The sequence below is a fragment of the Nocardia sp. NPDC058480 genome (assembly GCF_042720495.1).
Classification (GTDB): domain Bacteria; phylum Actinomycetota; class Actinomycetes; order Mycobacteriales; family Mycobacteriaceae; genus Nocardia.
This window is the reverse complement of the sequence record NZ_JBHXMN010000003.1, coordinates 1-17,711: the sequence shown is the minus strand read 5'-3', so window position 1 is coordinate 17,711 and position 17,711 is coordinate 1. Positions and strand designations below refer to the sequence as shown.

The following is a 17,711-nucleotide window of genomic DNA, read 5'->3' as shown; positions in this document are numbered from 1 at the left end:
CCCTACCCGGGAGGCTGACGGCTAGTCGTGCAGCGCGTCGACCTTTGCGGGGGCGTAGGTCGGTTCGGTTTTCTTGAGGATCGCTATCACGCGGTAGGTGATCGGCATGACGAGCAGCTCGCACAAGGTTTTCCATACGAAGCCGACGATGACGTAGTTGATGAACGACTGCCAGGTGTTGATGCCGATGGCGGTGGCGGCGATCGAGCAGAAGATCAGGGTGTCGGCGAACTCGCCGACGACGGTGGAGCCGATCAGGCGGGCCCACAGGTGCTTTTCCTTGGTGCGTTCCTTGATCAGCACCAGGGTGGCCGAGTTCAGCAGCTGGCCGACGAAGTAGCCGGCGAGGCCTGCGAGCACCAGTTGGGGGGTGGTGCCGAGGACGGTGCGGAAGGCTTCCTGGTTTTCGTAGAACCCGGCGGCGGGGAGCTGGATGGCCACGTAGAAGCAGGCGACGGTCAACAGCAGTGCGCCGAAACCGGTGTAGATCGCGTGGCGGGTGGCGCGGAAGCCGTAGACCTCGCTGAGGACGTCGCCGAGGATGTAGGCCAGCGGGAACAGGAAGAAGGCGCCATCGGTCGCGATCGGCAGGATCTGGATCGGGCCGAGCATCACCGAACTGTCGGTGAAGAATTCCACGCCCTTGGTGGCGCAGATATTGGAGATGATCAGCGTCGCGGTGAACACGGCGACGATTACCGGATAGAACCCCCGCGCAACCTGGGCGAATGCCGCATGGTCCGGCGCGGGGTGCCCAGATTCAGCGGGCTTGTCGAGCGAATTCGTATCAGTCACGCCCCCCATTCTCCCAAGGAAGCGATGCGTCACGATGGGTGGTTGTGGAATACGCTGTCGTTATGACGAATCCCGGCGATTCCGACGAGTGGTGGAAGCAGTACGGCGGCTCTGGCGTGTCGCCGGAGTCCGGCGCGCCGGGTTCGGTGCCGCAGCATCCGACCGCCCAGCCGTCGCAGCCTCCTAATTATCCGTCGTCGCCGCAGTATCCCCAGCAGCCGGCGCCGCCACCCTCGCAGCCGCAGTACCCGCAGCAGCCTCCGTCGCAGCCGCAGTACCAGCAGCCCAACCAGCCGCAGTATCCGCAGCAGCCGCCCGCCTACGGGCAGCCGCCTGCCTACGGCGGTTATCCGGCCGCGGGTGCCTACCAGCCGTACGGGCAGCACCCGCAACCGCAGGGCACCAATGGGCTGGCGATCGGCGCGCTGGTCGCCTCTCTGGTCGGGCTGTGCACTTGCATCGGCTCGATCGTCGGCATCGTTCTCGGTGTGATGGCGCTGAATCAGATCAAGGAACGCGGGGGTGAGGGCAAGGGCATGGCCCAGGCAGGCATCTGGATCGGTGTCCTCGCCATCGTGGGCTGGATCCTTTACGTCGTCTTCATCGTCATAGTCGGTATCAGCGCCGACACGTCAACAACATACTGACCTGAACAATGAACAGGGGCGCTTCCGGAATCCGGAAGCGCCCCTGTTGTTTTCGTCAGGTGAAGGGAATCAGCCCTTGACGACCTGCGTGCCGCCGGCGAACTTGTCGTGCCAGCCCTGCTTGTTCGGGTCGTTGTTGATGGTGACCGCGATGTAGATCCACAGGCCGAGGGCGCCGAGCTGGCCGATGCAAGGGATCGCGTAGAGGGCGATGAAGATGTTGCGCTTCAGCGACTGCTCGGGGGTCAGAGTCGGTGCGCCGCCGGGTGCGAGCACACGCAGGCCGAGCATCTTCTTGCCCAGCGTCTGACCGCCCTGCGTGACCTCCATGGCCACGTAGTAGCCGTAAGCCGCCAGCGAGATGATCAAACCGCTGATGAGCTGGCCGCCGGTGCCACCGCCGACGATCAACATGAGAACGATCGAGACCGGGATGCCGATGATCAGCTGATCGATGACTCGCGCGCCGAAGCGAGAGCCCAGATCCGCGGGCTGCACGCCGCCGAAGCCCTGCTGCTGACCGTACTGGCCCTGCTGCGGGTAGCCCTGCTGCTGACCGTACGGGTCCTGCCCGTAGGCCGGCTGCTGCTGCCCGTAGGGGTCCGGCTGGCCGTAACCGGGCTGGGGTGCGCCGCCGTGTCCGGGCTGGCCGTACGGCTGCTGCTGGCCGTAGCCGGGCTGCGGCTGCTGCTGGCCGTAGGGGTCCTGGCCATAGCCGCCGGGCTGACCGCCCTGCGGGTACTGGTTGGGGTCGTAACCACCGCTGGTCATATCTCAGTCCTCGTTTTGATCTTCTAGATCGGTCTATGCGTACGTTACGGACATCCCTCTGGTCGGAACAACCCGATAGGCTCGAGTATCCACGGTTTTTCGGGGATGCGGGCGGGGTCGAATACTTCGCGTAGCTCGGCAGTCGTCCGTGCGGAATATCCGAGCGATTCCGCGATCGCCGCCACCACGTCCGCAGGCGTGTTACCCAGGGCGCGTTGATCCGAAAGGCTCACGGCTCCATCACGTTTAGCAAGTCGCTTGCCCTCTTCGTTGAGCACGAGCGGCACGTGGGCGTAGGTCGGGACGGTGAGTCCGAGCAGTTCTGCGAGATAGGCCTGGCGAGGAGTGGACGGCAGCAGATCGTCACCGCGAACCACCTGGTCAACGCCTTGGGAAGCGTCGTCGACCACGACGGTGAGGTTGTAGGCGGGGATACCGTCGCCGCGGCGCAACACCAAATCGTCGACGGCGCCCCGATATCGGCCGTGCAGCAGATCGGCGATCTCGTATTCGGTGACATCGGCGCGCAATCGCACTGCGCCGGTGCGTCCTTCGGCCCGCCTGGCCGTGCGCTCGACGTCGCTCAGCTGACGGCAGGTGCCGGGGTAGGCGCCCATCGGCCCGTGCGGCGCCGTGGCGGCCTGCTGGATTTCACGTCTGGTGCAGAAACATTCATAGGTGCGCCCGGCCGCGGTCAGTTCGGCGACAGCGGCCGCGTAGACCGGCAGCCGTTCGGATTGGTAGACCACGGGGCCGTCCCAATCGATGCCGATCGCGGCGAGGTCGTCGAGCTGGCGCTGCGCGGCACCCGGCCGGACTCGATCCAGATCGTCGACACGAATCAGGAACTCGCGCCCCGAAGTTCGCGCGAAAAGCCAGGCGAGCACCGCGGTACGCAGGTTTCCCACGTGCAGCTCGCCCGAAGGGCTCGGCGCGTAGCGGCCCGCTCCTCGACTCGTTGGCACCCCTCGATCCTAGGTGGGCTCTCGGCACAGCCGCGTCCGCAGCCGCTCCTCGGCGATGGTGTCACCGGTATCGAGCGCGACGAGCAGCTCCTGCGCGTGCGCGATGAGCCCGGCACGGTCGACATCGTGCTGCTGGGCATTCGCCGGATAGGACTCGAGCCGCTCACTCGCGCGGCGCAGCAGCGTACCCGCGCCTTTGGCGTTGCCTCGCTGGATGTGGGTCAGGCCGACGGCGTATTGGGCCAGGCCCTGCCAGAGCATCCGCTCGGCAACCGGCCCGTTCTTCCACGCCGCCTCCAATACCTCGTGGGCATTGAATGCCAATCCGTCGTCCAGCAGTTGCTGAGCGAAGGTGAGAGTTTGCTGGGGCCCGAGCTCGAGATCGTCGGGAATTCGGGCGACTCCGGCACTGCCGGGAGGCAGCGGTCGGCCGAGTCGGTCGCGGGGGCGGTCGTTACGGGCACGACCTGCGGTGTCGCGGTCACGGGAGATCATTCCCCCATGATCCACGCCTGCCCTCGATGGTGCGCATGTGACTGCTGAGGTACTCGGGAAATTGACGTATCACGGACCAATCACATGGAAGTAAATCGGGATGTGTCAACCGGATCGGGAATGGGTAAGGGGCCTGGCAATGCCCCCGCAAACGTGAAGCTTCGCAAGCTTGGCAAAACGATATGGGAAAGCAAATTCTCTTCCGCAACATTGCGGAAGACCTGCTAGTGTTTCTTCCGCGGGGGCAGCCCCCGGAGGCGGAAACGCCTCGATGCGCTGGTTCGTGCCGGTCGGTTGCGCGCGCCGTGTGGCAGTGCCTTGTGTGCCACGAAGTAACTCATCGGTCGCGCCGGATTTCGGAATGTTTCAACGATTCCAGGAGTTATCCCCTCTTCTCGATGACCAAAGGAGCAAGTGCCGTGGAAGTTGATGTGACCGACGCTGTGTGGCGGAAGAGCACCTACAGCGGACCCGACGGGAACTGCGTCGAAGTAGCCTTTCTCGCCGGCGGCGATATTGCCGTTCGCGACACCAAGGACAGCGGCCGCGGACCCGTACTGGCCTTCGGTCCAGGGCAGTGGCGAGCCTTTCTCGCCGATGTCACCGCGGGAGAGTTCGCGCGGGGCTGATCCGCGAGATGCATCTCGAATGGGCAATACCGGCCCCGAGTCGAGCGGACTCGGGGCCTTCTCAGTGACCTCTGCGGGTTGGCCTATCGTGGCCGGATGACCACGATGGCCGCGCGTGACGCGACGATGTACTGGCTGTCGCGCCGCACCACCAACGATGTGTTCCTGCTCTGCTCTTTCACCGAAACCGATACCGCCACCGACGAACTGCGCGCTTTCGTCGCCGCGCGTGCCGCACGCATTCCGGATCTGCGGATCCGGTTACAGGACATACCGGGCGATCTCGGCTATCCACGCTGGGTTTCGGCCGAATTCACGTCCCAGCAATTTGTGCACCACCAGCCGGACGGCCGGTCATGGCACGCGCTGCTCGCGGATCTGGGCGAACACCTGGGAACCGGCGTCGTCGCGACCGAATATCCTTGGCGCATCCACGTCTTCCGTGCCGTCCACGATGCGCCGCGCTCGACGGAGCCCGTTGTGGTGGTGCTGCTGCAGCTTTCGCACGCACTCGCCGACGGCACCCGGGCCGCCGCAATCGCACGAGCGCTCTTCGGGACGGCTGTGGCTGAGGCTGTTGTCCACAGCACACCCGATGCGCCTGTGGATAACTCGGCATATCACTCGGTCGGACCTGCCAAAACTCCTACACACCCTGGGGATTCCTGTGGACAACCCTGTGGATGGATTGCTCGACAGGTAGACCCGAGAGTGCTTGGAGTGCTGCGCTTTCCCGGTCAATTGGCCGCCACGGTCTGGCGCGGACGGGCCGCGTACCTGGCGCAGCGGGAATTGGCGGACCGGACGGCCGCGGGTGAGGTACCCGCGGCCGCAACCGGATTCGCGCCGAGTGCGCTGAACCCGGCCGCCGCGGTCGCCGATCGCACTGCGCGAATGCTGGTCGTCGATGTGGGCGACCTCCGCATTCCGGGCAAAACCGTCACTGTTGTTGCACTGACGGCGATTTCGTATGCGCTGGCCGACTACCTCACCGAGCGTGGTGCGCGACCGGAACGGCTCGGCACCGCCCTACCGATGGCACTTCCGATGCCGAGTGCGGCGCGCAACAACTACCGCGGACTGTCCATCGACCTGCATATCAACGAACCCGACCTGCGTATCCGCGCGAATCTCATCGCCGATGAACTCGCCGTCCGCCGCGAGCGAGCGCTCAATCCACTGCTTTCCGCACAGGATCGAGTCGGCGAGGTGGTCCCCGCTGTCCTGGCGGCGCGCGATGTCGAACGCGCCGACCTGGACAGTGTTCCCGCGACGCTCGACGGCAACACCGTCGTCTCCAGCGTCTACCGTGGCCCGGGCGACCTCGCCTTCGCGGGCGCCCCGGTCCTGTTCACCGGCGGTTTCCCCGCCCTCGGCAACGTGATGCACCTGACTCATGGCGTCCACGGAATCGGCGAAACTGTCACGTTGTCAGTGCATTCCGATCCGCGGGTAGTGCCCGATCCCGACCGCTACCTGCAAAAGCTCGCCGAGGCGCTCGACACGGTCGTCGCCGCGCACCGCTGATCGCGGAGGGCTGTCGCCGCGGGCCCGGTTTCACCGAATTCGTCCGGGGCCATTGCTGTTTCCCGCGCGCTTCAGCTCGGCACCCACCGCTAGTAGCGCCGAGTGCAAAGCCGTCGCCGGATCTGTTCCGGCGGCTTCGCCCTCGACCACACCGTCGATCCGGAATGGGCAGAAGTACCCGGTTCCGTTGTCTCCCTGATGCGGTCGCCCGATCTCGATGAGCGGGCCCGTCCGGTGCGCGGCGGCGATCGCCGCCGCGAGCGTCGCATCCGCGGCCCGCGGATCACGTCGACGAGTGACGGGCAGCGGGGGCCTCGATTGCGCGTGCACCCGCTCGTACCAGGCGATCACCTCGAAAGATGCTGCTCGCGCACCGGTTTCGTAGTGGCCGAGCGCCGCCCTGCTGTACGGGACGCGAGTGGCCAACGCGGCCAGCGACAACCCCGCCTCTTCCCGCAGTCGCCGCAATCGAGCTCCGACGATGCCGTTCCCCTGCTCGCCCCGACTGGACATGGACTCATCGTAGAGAACTGTAGACGTTTGTAGACGCTTTTGCTGTCCAAAAGGTCTTGGCGGCGACCATACTTTTTCGTGGCGGCTTAGTGACCACAATACGCGCCAACCGTGCAAGCACTGACTCGTTCGGAGGGGAACCGATGGAGATCTTTCTGTGGATTGCTCTGGGGCTGTTCGTGTTCGGGGCGCTGAGCCGCTACCTACTACTTCTGCCACCCGAAGATCACGGGCGACCGAGCGTCGCCGAGATCCGGCGGCGGCTTCAGGCCGAGCGCGAGGGGCCCGGCCACGACTCGACGCTGCCATCGGTGCGCAGCATTTCCGCCAGGAGCTTTTCGGCGTCGGACTTTTCCCGCGCCAGGACGCTCCAGCCGCGCACCAGACCGTCGGGGCCCGATTTCGTCGTCCACGAGCCGACGGCATGAGCACCCTGGGGATGGAGCGAGTAGTAGATGGTGCCTACCGGGAACGCGATATCCATGCCGCGCATCCAGCCGGTGAGCGCCTCGCCCTCCCATACGCGCATCTCGCCACGCATCTGGGGGACCGGATCCGATTCGGGCGCAGGCGATTCAGCGGCCGAGTCGAGCATCAGATGGTCGCCCTCGTGCCGGATGGTCACCGCCGCTACCTCGACCTCGTCCGGGTGATTCGCCGGTTTCTGCCAGGCTGCCCACCAGCGACCCGCCAGGTCGACGCGGTTGTCCACGAGGCCGGCCAGCTCCGCCAGCGAAACCTGCAACGCCTCGGCCAACCGGACCGCGACCGGCAGCGTCGGCGACTGCTCCTCGGACTCGTACCTGGTGATCTGGCGCGAGCTCACCCCGATCGCGGTGGCCAGCGCGGGCTGCGAGAGCCCGAGCAGCCTGCGCCGCTCCTGGATCACCTTCCCCGTCCCGGTGTTCATACCGTCATCGCCTCCATCGCCTGCCCCTCCCGTCACGCCCTGCTGGACACATCCGCACCAGACCCGCCGACATCGCGGGCCGCCACCTTCCGGCACGAAGAGCACTGGCGCGCCGTACATGCCGACTGTGTGGCCGATTCTTCCATTTCTTCGCTCCAGCAGGCCCGTTTCGTGCTGACTCAGCACAACGGATGCGGTCCGCGCTGTCTACAGCACCTGGCGGCGATGGCCTACAGCACCGGATTGATCGACGACATCTGACCCTACGGCTCGACCTCGGACGTCGCCATGCGCTCCTCGCCGACCGAATCCGGACCGACACGTTGAAGAACTGATTGCGAGACGGCGAAGGTGCTGCGATCGCCATTACCGTCGAGGTATGAGTGCGGACCCCTTGGCGGAAGGCGACGGCGCCCCAATTCTCGAGCGCCCAGGTCTGCGCCAGCGATGGTGGCGATTGCGCAGGCCGTTCGTGTTGCCGTCGCAGCGGGCCACCGCCGACAACATCGTCGCCGCGCCCACTCCACTGCAACCGATCGACCTCGGCGACGACGCCGAGGTCGCGCAGGTGCTCGACCTGGCGGTGCGGGTGGGTGAGGTGGTGCTCTCCGCGGGCACCGGTGTCGGTGACACCTCCGCGCAGGTCCGCTTCATCGCCTCGACCTACGGCCTGAACAGCTGCGATATCGACGTCACCTTCGACGCGATCCGCATCTGGGCCGACCGAGGTCCCAGCCTGCCGCCGGCCAGCGATATGCGCGTCGTGAAATACCGTTCGCTCGATTTCACGCGGTTGGCCGCGGTCGACCGGCTGACGCGCCGGATCCGCAGCCAGATCGTCCCCGTCGACCAGGCGCACGCCGCCCTCGACGAGCTGATCTCCTCGCGTCACCCGTACCCGCGCTGGGTGTCGACGGCGGGCTGGTCGCTGCTGGCGGCGGCGATCGCGGTCCTGCTCGGTGGCGGCTTCGTGCTGGCCGCGATCAGTTTCGCGACCACCGCGGTGATCGACGTGGTGAACCGGTTCCTGCATCAGCTCGGGCTACCGATGTTCTTCCAGCACATGATCGGTGGTGTCATCGCCACCATCCCGGCCATCGCGCTCGCCTCGATCAGTGATCACTGGCGATCCGATGCGGCGCTGATCGTCGCCGCGGGCATCACGGTGCTGCTGTCCGGTCTGCAGTTGGTTGGTTCGGTGCAGGATGCCATCACCGGCGCGCCGATCACCGCGGCTGCTCGCATGCTCGAAGTGGTGATGATGACCGGTGGCATCGTCGCGGGTATCGGTCTGGCACTGCGAATCTCGACGATGATGGGGATCGCGGTGCCGGAGATCGCGGCGAGCGCGGGCCGTGACACCGGGTATTTGGCGATCAAACTGGTGGCAGGCGCGGTCGCGGCGATCGCCTTCGCGCTCGCCTGTTACGCCGAGCGGCGGGCGCTGGTCGCGGCCGGACTCAGCGGCGCGGGCGGCACCATGGCCTACCTCGGCGCGCAGGACATCGGATTCGGGCCGGTGGTGTCGGCAGGGCTGGCGGCAACCGCGATCGGTCTCGCCGGTGGCCTGATGGCGCGTCGCGCGCTCACGCCGCCCCTGGTCGTCGCGGCGGCCGGTATCACGCCGCTGCTGCCGGGTCTGAAGGTGTATCGCGGGCTGTATGCCCTGCTCGAGGATGAGACGCTGCTCGGTTTCGGGCAGATCCTCGCTGCGTTCGGTGTCGGCTGCGCGCTGGCCGCGGGCGTCATCCTGGGTGAATGGTTCGACCGCTTGCTGAGCCGCCGCGGTGCGCCGCGCGACTTCGATCCGACCTTCACCAGCGACCGATGAACTCCGACGAGCGTGCTCGCCTAGATCTGCACGAGGGTGCGTGGCCCGTCGGCCGCCGTGTCGGCGGGCGCCGGGTCCTGGATGCGCGGTTTGCCTGCCGCCCAGCGCATCTGGCTGCGGGCGGCGGGTGCCTCGGTGGCCGAGGGGATGACCAGCAGCGCGAGCGCGGCGCCGTTGCTGCCGACCACGTGCATGATGCGCGCAGCCTGTTCGTTGTGTGCTGTGCTGTCGCCGGATTCGCTGGTGGTCCAGTCGAATCCGAGCCTGGCCAGCTTGCCGATCCGCGGTCCGACCGCGGTCACCAACTGGTGCAACTCGGTCATCGGCTGGTCGGTTCGCGGCCACCAGGCGCCGTCGATCGGCCCGGTGGTGGCTGTGCGGTCACGCAGCATCAGCCTGATCGGCCCGGACGCGTCGCGCCCGATGCTCGTTTCTGGTGATGTATTCACTTCGTTCTTTACTTCCTGATTTCTGTGCGATCGACGCCGCTCGCGGCATCGATCGGCGCGGTCCGAAGACGGACCTGCGCGAAGGCTGGGTACCCACTGGACTGTGTCGGCACGCACATTTGTGTTGGGGGCGGCGACGACGGTATGTGGGTGTGGTGGGGGTCTCCCGCACCATCGGGGCTCACTCTACGGAAGCCCACTGACAGATCCACCGATTAAACGAACAAGGCCCTGACCGGCGAACCGATCAGGGCCCTGCTGTTGCGGAGGATAGGGGATTTGAACCCCTGAGGGCGTTAACCCAACCCGCGTTCCAGGCGAGCGCCATAGGCCACTAGGCGAATCCTCCGTGGAGCAGCATAGCGGGTCGCAGGGGGTCGATGCCAAACCGGGCCCCTGCGACCGGTTCTGACCTGCTACTTCTTCAGAGCCGCCAGCACCTTGCGGACCTGCGTCTCGGCGGCGGTGCGCATAGCCGCCTTGTCGGCGGAGCGCATTGTCGACACCTCGATCTCCACCTTCACCGAGATGTTGCTGTCGTGCGCGGCCACCACGATGGAGTAGTCGTTCGGGATGGAACCGTAGATGTGTTGCTCGCTGGCGTAGTACCCCTCCGTGCCGAGCCCGCTCACCGCACCGTGGTCGTAGTCCTTGCCGGTGGTCTTGGTGTCGTAGCCCTTCCAGCGCGAATAGTCGGACTCGGTCTCGCTCTCGGTCTTGAACTCGACCTCGAGCCCCAAGCTCGCTTCGTTGGCGTTGCGGCCCGACTCCTTGTTCTTGGCGTCGCAGTCGTAGGAGCCGCCACCGATGTATTCCGACGGTCCGCGCTCGGTGTGGGTGGTCGTCTCGCGAGTGGACGCCCACTGATTCAGCACAGTGAGATCGACCAGGTCGCAAGCGTTCATGCCGTCTTGGAAGCCGTAGCTGCCCGCCCATTTGTCCGGATCGGGTCCGAAGGGGTTGTCGTCGTCGACCTTGTTGGCCGTGAACGCGATCAGCCCGATCACGAGAACGCCCACCGCGACGATGGCGCCACCGACGATCCACCACACCGCCTTGTTGCCGGAGGAGGGCGGCCGCGGCGGTGCGCCCCACTGCGGCTGCGGCGCCTGATAGGCGCCCGCTTGCGGCTGCGCGAACTGCTGAGGCGGTGCGAACTGCTGCGGCTGCGCGAACGGTTGGGGATTCGAGCCGCTCTGGTAGGGCCCGGGCGGCGCGGTATAGGGCTGGGGGTTCGCGCCGCTCTGGTAGGGCGTTGGCGGTGCGGTGTATGGGCCGGGCGCGCCGATGTTGCCGCGCAGCACCGTCGGGTCGGCTTGCGCGGGGGTCTGACCTGCGCCTTCGCCTGGTCGTTCCCACCAGGCGACGGTGGGGTCGGACGGCGGCACACCGTCGCCGGGTGGTTGCTGATTCGGGCCGGTCACGATCGGGCCCCCTCTCCAGTCATGGGGAACACCGAACCCCCCGCTGCCGATAGTCGGATAGATCGTAGCCAGCGTCACCGTCAGCGCAGTGGTTATACGGCTGCGTACACTCGAGTATCGACTGGTCGGGTGTGGTCGTCGTTGGATGGATATGAGGTGGAACACGTCGTGGGTACCGCGCGAACTCCCCGGGTCAGGTGGGTCGAGGAAGGTCTGGCCGTGCTGGCATCCTCGGGCATCGACGCCGTCCGGATCGAGGCGCTGGCCAAACGCATCGGGGTGACCAAGGGCGGGTTCTACGGCTACTTCGCCGACCGCGACGCACTGCTCACCGCGATGCTCGACGTGTGGGAGAGCGAGGCGACCGACCAGGTGCTAGAGCGGGTCGAGCACGCGGGTCTCGACCCAAGGACCAAGGCGCGGGTGGCCGGGCTGCTCACGTTCTCCAGCAATCGACTACTCCCGATCGACCTCGCGATCCGCGACTGGGCCCGCCGCGACGACGACGTCGCCGAACGCCTGCGTCGCGTCGACAACGCGCGAATGGCGTTGCTGCGCGAGACAATCGGCGTGTTCTGCGAAGATCCCGATGAGGTAGAAGCCAGGAGCCTGCTCGCCTTCTGCGCCACCATCGGCAGCCACTTCCTAGCCGCCGATCACGACGGCCGCACTCGCGTCGAGGTACTCACCCGGGCCGCCGACCTGCTGTTCGAAGACCGGAATCGCTAGTAGCGAGAACTACCGCTACACTGGCCGACGGATCCCGCGCGGCGAGCATCCTGTGAACTCCCCCAGGGCCGGAAGGCAGCAAGGGTCAACGGGCTCTGCCGGGTGCGCGGGGTCCCCTTTAGTTTCAGGGGACCCTCCTCCGACTGATCGGCCTACGCACCTTCGCAGCGTGCGAGCCTGATCCGGGCCCCGGATACCCCGCCGATTCCGAGCAAACGCCGGGTAACGTTGCGGGAGTCAGCACGCACCGCGTGCACCCCCCTTGCTGCTTCGAAAGGCTGCCCAGGATGCCCCGGCAAACGCAGATCGGTTTGATGAGCCACGAGGAACTCGTGTCCGAGCACGAGTCCCAGACCGCGAATTACGCGACGCTCAAAACTGAGAAGCTCACGCTGGACCTCACCCGAGGTAAGCCGTCGCCGGAACAACTCGACCTGTCCTCGTCGTTACTCTCCCTGCCGGGCGACGGCGACTTCCGCGACAGCTCGGGCACCGACTGCCGCAACTACGGCGGCCTCACCGGCCTGCCGGAACTGCGCGCGATCTTCGGCGAACTGCTCGGCATCCCGGTCGAGCGACTGCTGGCGGGCAACAACGCCAGCCTCGAGATCATGCACGACATCATCGCGTTCTCGATGCTCTACGGCACCCCCGACTCCCCGCGCCGCTGGGTCGGCGACGAGCCGATCAAATGGCTGTGTCCGGCCCCGGGTTACGACCGTCACTTCGCCATCACCGAGGCGCTCGGCATCGAGATGATCACCATCCCGATGCGCCACGACGGCCCCGACACCCACGCCATCGCGGCGCTGCTGGCCGACGATCCGCAGATCAAGGGCCTGTGGGCGGTGCCGAACTACTCCAACCCCACCGGCGTCATCTACTCCGAAGAGATTGTCCGCGAACTGGTTTCGATGCCCGCCGCGGCGCCGGACTTCCGGCTGTTCTGGGACAACGCCTACGCGGTGCACCCGCTCACCGACATCGCGGCCCCGGTCATCGACGTGCTCGGGCTGGCCGCGGCGGCGGGCAACCCGAACCGTCCGCTGGTGTTCGCGTCGACCTCCAAGATCACCTTCGCCGGTGCGGGCGTGAGCTTCTTCGGAGCGTCGCAGGCCAATATCGACTGGTACCTGTCGCACGCCTCGAAGAAAAGCATCGGCCCCGACAAGCTCAACCAGCTGCGCCACCTGCGCTTCTTCACCGATGCCGAGGGTGTGCGTGAGCACATGCAGAAGCATCGCGCGCTGCTCGAACCCAAGTTCGCGCTCGTGCGCCGCATCCTGGAAGACCGCCTCGGCGCCTCGAAGGTGGCGTCGTGGACCGAGCCGAAGGGCGGCTACTTCATCAGCCTCGACGTGCTCGACGGCACCGCGGCCCGGGTTATTGCCCTGGCCAAGGACGCGGGCATCGCGCTCACCGCGGCGGGCTCGGCCTTCCCGTACGGCAAGGATCCCGAGGACAAGAACATCCGCATCGCTCCCAGTTTCCCGCAGCTGCCGGAACTGGAGAAGGCGATGGACGGACTCGCGACCTGCGTGCTCCTCGCCGCCACGGAAAAGCTGCTCGAAGGCTGAATTGTTGGAGCGCTGGCGGAGGTAGGGACAGATCGGGGTTACCGAGCCCGGGTCGCTGGGGGCTGTGTTTATTGGAGCGCTGGCGCGCTCGAGTCGGGGCCCTTCGGGCCCCTGATCTTCCCTCCCTCCGGGCACTCCTTCGTCGCACCCTCCACTCAGTCCAGATCAGGGCGGGCCCCGCCCTTGGTAGGGACACATAGGTGTGGACCTACTAACGAAGGTCGACACATAGGTGTGGCTATTGACGAAGGTGTACGCGGGCTGGACCTCAAGCCGGTTTGTGGACCAAGGCGCCGAACAGGGTGACGGAGATGTGGATGTCGCCGTGGTCGGCGCCGGTCTGTAGGTCGGCGAGTAGTTGGTCGCGGTCGGCCGGGGTGATCACCCCGCGCAGGACGGTCAGGTCCGCGATCCGGCGTACCAGCGCCCCCGCGCCGACGGTGCGGTCCTGGACCAGTGCGTGCGAGCCGATCTCGTCGACCACCAGCCCGGTGCCGCTCAGCAGGCCGGCGAGCCTGCGACCCGACAGCGGGTTGGTGGTCGAGGAGATCAGGGTGTCGATCACCGCGCTCACCACCCGGGGGTCGCCCGGATGGACGATCGCGGTCGCCCAATCGCAGTCCACCACCACCGCGCGCCCACCGGGCCGCAGCACCCTGGCGATCTCGGCCGCCGCCCGTGCGGGTGCGGTGAGGTGCTGGAACACCCGCTCACACAGCACCGCGTCGAAGGTGCCGTTGCCGAACGGCAGGCCGTAGGCATCGCCGGAGACGAACGCCGCGCTCGACCCGGACTCGACCGCGCGGCGCTGCGCCGAGGCCAGCAGATTCGGATCCGGCTCGACGCCGACCGCGGTGCCGTGGGGCCCGAGTTCCTCGGCGAAGGTGAATACCTCCGATCCGGTTCCCGATCCAACATCGAGAGCGCTCTCGCCGGGACGCAGGGCCAGCGCGGTGTGGCTCCAGGCGCCGAGCGCGCGCATTCCGGGTTGGGCGACGTCCAGGTCATGGGCGTCGATCAGTTGATCCCGGCCCGCTTGGTCGAAGCGGGCCGGTCGTGGGGTGTAGTCGGTCATACGCACCGCCAGATCGGGAGCAGTCCTCGTAAGCATGGACTCAGAGGCTACTGGTGAAATGTGTCACCATGAATGTATGACTCGCACGCTGTGCCTCGCGCAGGAATCCGAGGCCGACGAACTGCTCAGCACTGACGATTTCGCGCTGCTGCTGGGGATGCTGCTCGACCAGCAGTACCCGATGGAGCACGCGTTTCGGGGGCCGCGCAAACTCGCCGAGCGCATGGGCGGATTCGATCTGCAGCGCATCGCCGAAGCTGATCCGGCCGAATTCGAGGAGCTCGCGGCGACCCCACCTGCGATTCACCGCTACGGGCGGTCGATGGCGCGGCGGGCGCAGGCACTCGCCCACTATGTGATCGAGCACTACGACGGTGTACCGGCGCAGATCTGGACCGCGGGCGACCCCGATGGGAAGGAGGTGCTGCGCCGGTTGCAGGACCTGCCGGGGTTCGGGGCGCAGAAGGCGAAGATCTTTCTCGCGCTGCTCGGCAAACAACGTGATGTGCGGCCGGACGGTTGGCGAAAAGCGGCCGGATCCTATGGTGACGACGGCTCGCGACGCTCGGTCGCCGATGTCGTAGACGCTGAAACATTGTCGGAAGTAAGGGAATTCAAGAAGCAGGCCAAAGCGGCGGCCAAAGCTTCGAAATGAATTCTTAGTTAAGATCTCGCTGCTTTTTTCCCTCGTCATGTGGGTGGAACTGCTCGAAGCTTGCAACTCGAACAGCTCCATCAAGATGAGGGATTGGCAAGTTTATGAAGATGAGGAAGCTCGCCGTGGTTGCGGCACTCCTGACAATGGCAACCGGTGTTTCCGCGGGTACCTCTGTCGCGGCTCCGGCTGAGCAGGAAGCCGCTCCGATCAATTACTCCGCCGAGGTTGTCGACGAGTCCAAGGCCGTCATCACCACCGACGCGGGCTCGCTCGTCGTCGAAGACGGTGCCTTCAAGATCAAGGCCGCCAACGGCACCACTGTCGCAGGCACCCCGCTGACCTTCCGCCTCGACGAGTACGAGCTCCCGATCGCGGCCGAGATCTCGGGTAACACCGCCACCCTGACCCCGCAGCTGGACCCGGCCAAGGCCGTGTACAAGCCGGTCGCCCTTCCTTACGAGAACCAGGCGCCCTGGAAGACCGAGTACGAGCGTGAGCAGGCTGCCTGGAGCCGGCTGACCTCCACCATCTCCTTGGGTGCCGCGATCGGCACCCTGACCGGCGGACTCGGTGGCGCCGCCATCGGTTGCGTCGCGGGTGCGGCCGGCGGCCTGGTTGCCGGTGGCGTGCTCGGCGCGCTGGTCGGTGCCGTTCCCGGCGGCATCGGCGGCTGCCTCGTCGGCGCCACCACCATCGGCGCCCTCGGCGTCATCCTCGGTCAGATCTTCGTGACCGCCCCGGTCGCGATCGGTGCGGCGATCCAGTACTTCACCACAATCTCCGCCCCTTTCACGCCCCCGGCCAAGTAGCAACGCGGGTACTCAGACCCCTTCCGGAGCCCTGGTTCCGGGAGGGGTTTTGCCCGTCTCGGACCCGGCACGCGCTGCATTGCGCGGGCGGCGCAACGCTCTGAACTGGGGATTCGCTGTGCCGCACGGCACAATTCGCCGGTTTGGCTTGGATGGGTCCGGATTCGGTGTTAACTTGATTGTTATGTCCGGCAACCATCTCACCGCCCAGCGGGTCACCTATGTGACCGCCGCTCTGGGCTTGCGGTTGCCGTTGACGCGTGAACTGTGTCGTTCCTGCTCCTGCGGCTGAGTCTTTCCGGCTCCCTGGCTGCCACGTCATACGTGTAGGCAATCTCGTTGGGACAACGGGATTTCAGCAAGGAACTTCATATGTCTGCTCCCATCATCGATCGCCCCGTCTCGCGGGCGGGCGCCGGTCGTCCTCGTGTTTCCCGACCCGTTGTGCCGCCCGAGCTGCGGCGCAGCGACAACCCCGCCGCCGCGGTGCTGCGAACCGCGGCATCGGGTCCGGTCTCGCGTGACAATGCCGCGCGAGCAACGGGTTTGAGTATCGCCACCGTGAATCGGCAAGTGGCATCGTTGCTTTCGGCAGGTCTACTGCGCGAGCGGCCCGATCTGACCGCCGCGGGTGCTGTCGGCAGGCCGCGGGTGCCGTTCGAGATCGATCACGACGCCTACCTGACGCTTGGCATCCATATCGGTGCCGAGGCAACGAAAATCGTCGCCGCTGACCTGCGTGGGCGGATTCTCGGTGGGCTCGCCATCGCCACACCGCAGACCGGGCAGGAATTCGCGGTGACCACCGTCGCTCGCAGCGCCAAGGCGTTTCTTCAGCGCTGGCATCGGCGGACGCCGCTGTGGGCGGGTGTCGCCATCGGTGGGCGGGTGGATCCGCAGAGCGGTGTGGTCGACCATCCGAAGCTGGAATGGAAGGGCGCGCCGATCGGGCAGGTGCTCGGCGATGTGCTCGAGCTGCCGGTTTCCGTCGCACCGCACGTCGAGGCGATGGCGGCTTCGGAGCTGCTGCTGCCGACCTTCGATGCCCGCCGGCCCGAGCCCGATACCGAACTTCCCGCTGCTCAGCACGGCAGCAGCCTCTACTTCTATGTTCGTGAGACCGCTGGCATCGCAGTGACTCTCGACGGGCGAGTCCATACGCCGAGCAATGGGCCCGGGTCGATCGCGCATCTGCCGACGGGCTCCGATGTGCAGTGCACGTGCGGGCGGCGTGGGTGCTTGGAAGTGACCGTCGGTGATCGGGCGCTGCAAGCTCGGGCCGTCGGTCGCGGAATCATTCCGGCGCACAACGGGACTGCTGGGACGACGATCAACGATCTGTATCGGGCGGCTGAGTCGGGGTCGGAGTCGGCGCGGGAATTGCTCGCGGAGCGGGCCACGATGCTCGGGCAGACTGTCGCGCTGGTTCGGGACATGCTGAACCCGGATCGAGTTGTGTTGGGCGGTCAGGCTTTTACGGGGTATCGGCCGGCGCTTGGGCATGTGGCTCGGGCGTTTTCGCAGAGTACGCAGTTGGCTGCTACGGATATTCGGATCAGTGGGTTCGGGGGGAAGGTGCAGGAGTTTGCTGCGGTGGTTACTTCGGTGAGTGCGCTGTATGCGGATCCGTTGGCGGCTATTCGCCGGGTTTAGTTTGTGGGGCTTGAGGTTTGGTAGTCCTGGGCGTTTTAGGGATGTCCGGGGTTTGGTAGTCCCAGCCGGTTGTGTGGCAGAGCCACAGGGGTTGGTAGTCCCAGGAGGTTTGACGCTGTGTTTATTGGCGCGCTGGCGCGCGCGTGTCCGCGGCCCCAAAGGGCCGCCGGTTAGCGCTCGAGACTAGAGCCTTCGGCTCAGCGCTTTCGAGCGCTAACCGGCGACCCGGCCGCGGACCGGCCACTTCGTGGCCG

At 66.4% G+C, this 17,711-nt stretch carries 19 protein-coding genes, 1 tRNA gene and 1 other RNA gene; 11 read left to right on the top strand and 10 right to left on the bottom strand.

The genetic code is table 11. The annotated features are described in order from the left end of the window. Nucleotides 1–21 precede the first annotated feature (21 nt). Nucleotides 22–804 (bottom strand): queuosine precursor transporter, encoded by a 783-nt coding sequence (locus ACFWO8_RS08945; protein WP_378946502.1) that lies wholly within the window; start codon nucleotides 802–804, stop codon nucleotides 22–24. 53 nt (nucleotides 805–857) lie between these two features. Here ACFWO8_RS08945 and ACFWO8_RS08940 point away from each other — a divergent pair, with 53 nt between their 5' ends. After that, on the top strand, nucleotides 858–1,442 hold the full coding sequence (locus ACFWO8_RS08940; protein ID WP_378946499.1) for a DUF4190 domain-containing protein: 585 nt from the start codon (nucleotides 858–860) through the stop codon (nucleotides 1,440–1,442). Nucleotides 1,443–1,511: 69 nt separating this feature from the next. Here the strand turns inward: ACFWO8_RS08940 and ACFWO8_RS08935 are convergent, their stop codons facing one another. From ACFWO8_RS08935 to ACFWO8_RS08925, 3 genes are read right to left on the bottom strand one after another with little or no spacing between them, the layout of a single operon-like run. After that, nucleotides 1,512–2,213, bottom strand: a complete 702-nt coding sequence (locus ACFWO8_RS08935) for an RDD family protein (RefSeq protein WP_378946496.1) — start codon at nucleotides 2,211–2,213, stop codon at nucleotides 1,512–1,514. A gap of 44 nt (nucleotides 2,214–2,257) precedes the next feature. Further along, nucleotides 2,258–3,178 (bottom strand): tRNA glutamyl-Q(34) synthetase GluQRS, encoded by a 921-nt coding sequence (gluQRS, locus tag ACFWO8_RS08930; protein WP_378946493.1) that lies wholly within the window; start codon nucleotides 3,176–3,178, stop codon nucleotides 2,258–2,260. 9 nt (nucleotides 3,179–3,187) lie between these two features. Then, nucleotides 3,188–3,673: a DUF309 domain-containing protein gene (locus ACFWO8_RS08925; RefSeq protein WP_378946490.1), complete on the bottom strand. Its 486-nt coding sequence runs from the start codon at nucleotides 3,671–3,673 to the stop codon at nucleotides 3,188–3,190. Nucleotides 3,674–4,092: 419 nt separating this feature from the next. Here ACFWO8_RS08925 and ACFWO8_RS08920 point away from each other — a divergent pair, with 419 nt between their 5' ends. Then, a complete protein-coding gene (locus tag ACFWO8_RS08920) occupies nucleotides 4,093–4,302 on the top strand; it encodes a DUF397 domain-containing protein (protein WP_378946487.1) in 210 nt (69 codons plus the stop codon). 96 nt (nucleotides 4,303–4,398) lie between these two features. Beyond that, nucleotides 4,399–5,829 carry a WS/DGAT domain-containing protein gene (locus tag ACFWO8_RS08915; protein ID WP_378946484.1) on the top strand — a complete coding sequence of 477 codons (1,431 nt, stop codon included), beginning with the start codon at nucleotides 4,399–4,401 and terminating at the stop codon, nucleotides 5,827–5,829. A gap of 30 nt (nucleotides 5,830–5,859) precedes the next feature. Here ACFWO8_RS08915 and ACFWO8_RS08910 read toward each other — a convergent pair whose 3' ends face one another. Together ACFWO8_RS08910 and ACFWO8_RS08905 are read right to left on the bottom strand one after the other, a co-directional pair. Continuing rightward, complete coding sequence (locus tag ACFWO8_RS08910) at nucleotides 5,860–6,342, bottom strand: helix-turn-helix domain-containing protein (RefSeq protein ID WP_378946481.1); 483 nt, start codon at nucleotides 6,340–6,342, stop codon at nucleotides 5,860–5,862. A gap of 265 nt (nucleotides 6,343–6,607) precedes the next feature. Further along, nucleotides 6,608–7,252: a helix-turn-helix domain-containing protein gene (locus tag ACFWO8_RS08905; protein WP_378946477.1), complete on the bottom strand. Its 645-nt coding sequence runs from the start codon at nucleotides 7,250–7,252 to the stop codon at nucleotides 6,608–6,610. Nucleotides 7,253–7,381: 129 nt separating this feature from the next. Here ACFWO8_RS08905 and ACFWO8_RS08900 point away from each other — a divergent pair, with 129 nt between their 5' ends. Both ACFWO8_RS08900 and ACFWO8_RS08895 read left to right on the top strand, forming a co-directional pair. Beyond that, the gene (locus tag ACFWO8_RS08900; protein WP_378946472.1) at nucleotides 7,382–7,513 is read left to right on the top strand and encodes a hypothetical protein; all 132 of its coding nucleotides are present in this window, start codon (nucleotides 7,382–7,384) and stop codon (nucleotides 7,511–7,513) included. Nucleotides 7,514–7,631: 118 nt separating this feature from the next. After that, entirely contained in the window at nucleotides 7,632–9,083 is a 1,452-nt protein-coding gene (locus ACFWO8_RS08895) for a threonine/serine exporter ThrE family protein (protein WP_378946468.1), read from the top strand. A gap of 20 nt (nucleotides 9,084–9,103) precedes the next feature. On the opposite strand, the gene ACFWO8_RS08890 is transcribed toward ACFWO8_RS08895, so the two are convergent. The 3 genes from ACFWO8_RS08890 to ACFWO8_RS08880 form a co-directional block, all read right to left on the bottom strand. After that, nucleotides 9,104–9,532 carry a DUF5994 family protein gene (locus ACFWO8_RS08890; protein WP_378946459.1) on the bottom strand — a complete coding sequence of 143 codons (429 nt, stop codon included), beginning with the start codon at nucleotides 9,530–9,532 and terminating at the stop codon, nucleotides 9,104–9,106. Between the two features lie 264 nt (nucleotides 9,533–9,796). Next, nucleotides 9,797–9,881: transfer RNA gene (locus tag ACFWO8_RS08885), tRNA-Ser, on the bottom strand. A 67-nt stretch (nucleotides 9,882–9,948) separates the two neighbouring features. Further along, nucleotides 9,949–10,956: a hypothetical protein gene (locus ACFWO8_RS08880; protein ID WP_378946449.1), complete on the bottom strand. Its 1,008-nt coding sequence runs from the start codon at nucleotides 10,954–10,956 to the stop codon at nucleotides 9,949–9,951. A gap of 156 nt (nucleotides 10,957–11,112) precedes the next feature. Between ACFWO8_RS08880 and ACFWO8_RS08875 the strand changes: the two genes are divergently transcribed. From ACFWO8_RS08875 to ACFWO8_RS08865, 3 genes are all read left to right on the top strand, one after another. After that, on the top strand, nucleotides 11,113–11,685 hold the full coding sequence (locus tag ACFWO8_RS08875) for a TetR/AcrR family transcriptional regulator (protein WP_378946445.1): 573 nt from the start codon (nucleotides 11,113–11,115) through the stop codon (nucleotides 11,683–11,685). A gap of 26 nt (nucleotides 11,686–11,711) precedes the next feature. Continuing rightward, an RNA gene (ffs, locus tag ACFWO8_RS08870) (signal recognition particle sRNA small type) lies at nucleotides 11,712–11,806 on the top strand. 166 nt (nucleotides 11,807–11,972) lie between these two features. Further along, nucleotides 11,973–13,262, top strand: coding sequence for an aminotransferase class I/II-fold pyridoxal phosphate-dependent enzyme (locus ACFWO8_RS08865; RefSeq protein WP_378946440.1), 1,290 nt, complete (start codon nucleotides 11,973–11,975; stop codon nucleotides 13,260–13,262). A 268-nt stretch (nucleotides 13,263–13,530) separates the two neighbouring features. On the opposite strand, the gene ACFWO8_RS08860 is transcribed toward ACFWO8_RS08865, so the two are convergent. Next, a complete protein-coding gene (locus ACFWO8_RS08860) occupies nucleotides 13,531–14,373 on the bottom strand; it encodes a methyltransferase domain-containing protein (RefSeq protein ID WP_378946435.1) in 843 nt (280 codons plus the stop codon). Between the two features lie 40 nt (nucleotides 14,374–14,413). Here ACFWO8_RS08860 and ACFWO8_RS08855 point away from each other — a divergent pair, with 40 nt between their 5' ends. The 3 genes from ACFWO8_RS08855 to ACFWO8_RS08845 all read left to right on the top strand — a co-directional run bounded on the left by ACFWO8_RS08855 (nucleotide 14,414) and on the right by ACFWO8_RS08845 (nucleotide 17,457). Further along, nucleotides 14,414–14,992: an HhH-GPD-type base excision DNA repair protein gene (locus ACFWO8_RS08855; protein ID WP_378946432.1), complete on the top strand. Its 579-nt coding sequence runs from the start codon at nucleotides 14,414–14,416 to the stop codon at nucleotides 14,990–14,992. 104 nt (nucleotides 14,993–15,096) lie between these two features. After that, on the top strand, nucleotides 15,097–15,804 hold the full coding sequence (locus tag ACFWO8_RS08850; protein WP_378946429.1) for a hypothetical protein: 708 nt from the start codon (nucleotides 15,097–15,099) through the stop codon (nucleotides 15,802–15,804). A gap of 372 nt (nucleotides 15,805–16,176) precedes the next feature. Beyond that, a complete protein-coding gene (locus tag ACFWO8_RS08845) occupies nucleotides 16,177–17,457 on the top strand; it encodes an ROK family protein (protein ID WP_378946426.1) in 1,281 nt (426 codons plus the stop codon). The last annotated feature ends 254 nt before the right edge of the window (nucleotides 17,458–17,711 follow it).